Raw genomic sequence first — 1813 nt, 5'->3', positions numbered from 1 at the left:
CCGCCGGGGCGGGACGGGACAGCGGCGCCGCCGCCGCGGGGCGCAGCGACGACAGGGTCGGGCGGGTGCCCGGGGCCCCCGCCGTCGAGGTCGTGCCGCCGAGGGCCGGGCGCAGGGTCGTCCCGCCGCCGGCGAGGGCACGGGCCCCCGCCCCGGCGGCCAGGGTCGACCCCGACCCGGAGGGCGGGCCCCCGAGGGCGGTGCGCGGGAGCGGCAGCCCGGCCTGCGCGGGCGCGGGCCGGGGGGCGGGCAGCGCCGGGCCGGCGCCCGCACGAGCGGGCACGTAGACGGAGCCGGCCCCGACGGGGACCCGCTGCCACTTGTCGTCGATGCCGATCGTCGTCTCGGCGGCGCCGAGCACGAGCGCGCCGTCCGCGGCCAGGACGCGGTGGACCCGGTCGAGGATGGCCTTCTTCGTCGCCGTGTCGAAGTAGATGAGCACGTTGCGCAGGAAGACGATGTCGAACTTCGCCCCCGCCGGCGCCGGGTCCAGCAGGTTGTGGCTGCGGAAGGTGATGCACTGGCGCAGCGCGTCGGCGATCTGCCACTCGGCGCCCGCCCGCGTCATGTAGCGGACCATGAGCGGGGCCGGCAGGCCGCGGTTGACCTCGAGCTGGCTGTAGCGGCCGGTCCGGGCCCGCGCGAGCACCTGCTCGGACAGGTCCGTGGCGAGGATCTCGAACGAGAGGCCCGGGGGCAGCGCGTCGGTGAGGGTCATCGCCAGGGAGTACGGCTCCTGGCCCGTCGAGCACGCGGCCGACCAGACCCGCAGCCGGGCGGCGTGGCCGCGGGCCGCGACGAGCTGCGGCAGCACGTGCGTCCGCAGCGCGGTGAAGGGGCTGGAGTCGCGGAACCAGGAGGTCTCGTTCGTCGTGAGGGCCTCGACGATCCGCCCGTGCTCGGGCTCCGACGTGCGGGCCCGCGCCACGTAGGCGTCGACGTCGCCGCCGGTGAGCTCGCGCGCGAGCGGCAGGAGCCGGCTCTCGACGAGGTACTCCTTGCCCGGCTGCAGCTGGATGGCGCTGCGGCGGCGGACGAGGTCCGCCACCCATGTGAACGCCTCGGGGCTCAACGCCACGACGCACCTCCTGTCCGGGTCCGGGTGGCGGCGCCGCCGAGCACGCGCTCGACCGCGGGGGCCACCTCGTCGAGGGGGACGACGCGGTGCGCCAGGCCCGCGGTGGCCACGGCCCCCGGCATGCCCCACACCACGCTCGTCGGTTCGTCCTGCACGACGACCGTCCCGCCGGCCGACACCACGTCCTCGCACCCGGTGCGCCCGTCGGCACCCATGCCCGTGAGCACCACGGCGAGGAGCTGTCCGCCGAACGTGCGCACGGCGGAGCGGAAGAGCACGTCCACGCTGGGACGGCAGTAGGAGACGGCGGGGCCGTCCGTGAGCTGGGTGAGCGTCGTGACGCCCTGCTGCCGCAGCTCCAGGTGCCGGTCGCCGGGGGCGATGTAGACCGTCCCGGGGCGCAGCTCCATGCCGTCCGACGCCTCGACGATCGTCGCCGGGCTGATCCGGTCCAGCCGGGCCGCGAGCTGCTTCGTGAAGACCGGGGGCATGTGCTGCACCACGAGCACGGGCACGGGCGGGGGGGCGGTGAGCGCGGAGAAGAGGCGGGAGAGCGCCTCGGGCCCGCCCGTGGAGGACCCCACGACGAGGGCGCGCACGGGGTGCGGCGCGGGCTCGGCGCGCAGGACGACCTCGCGGCCGCCGCGCACGGGCGCGGCAGGGGCCGCCGCCCGGGGCAGCGGGAGGCCGGCGGGACGGGCGCCGGGGCGCTCCGCGGCGCCCGGACGGGCGAAG

The 1813-nt window shown here is 77.7% G+C and carries 2 protein-coding genes; both read right to left on the bottom strand.

Annotated features, from left to right (window positions below; genetic code table 11):
• Positions 1-1078: CheR family methyltransferase (locus tag EJA20_RS18435; RefSeq protein WP_164984077.1), on the bottom strand; the 1078-nt coding region annotated here is incomplete at its 3' end.
• Positions 1069-1813 (bottom strand): CheB methylesterase domain-containing protein (locus EJA20_RS18430; protein ID WP_164984076.1); only part of this gene is annotated, 745 nt, incomplete at its 5' end. The genes EJA20_RS18430 and EJA20_RS18435, both read right to left, overlap by 10 nt.

This window comes from Cellulomonas endophytica, assembly GCF_004123805.1.
Lineage (GTDB): Bacteria > Actinomycetota > Actinomycetes > Actinomycetales > Cellulomonadaceae > Cellulomonas > Cellulomonas endophytica.
Note: the sequence above shows the minus strand (reverse complement) of the source record. Positions and strands in the feature narration are given on the sequence as shown.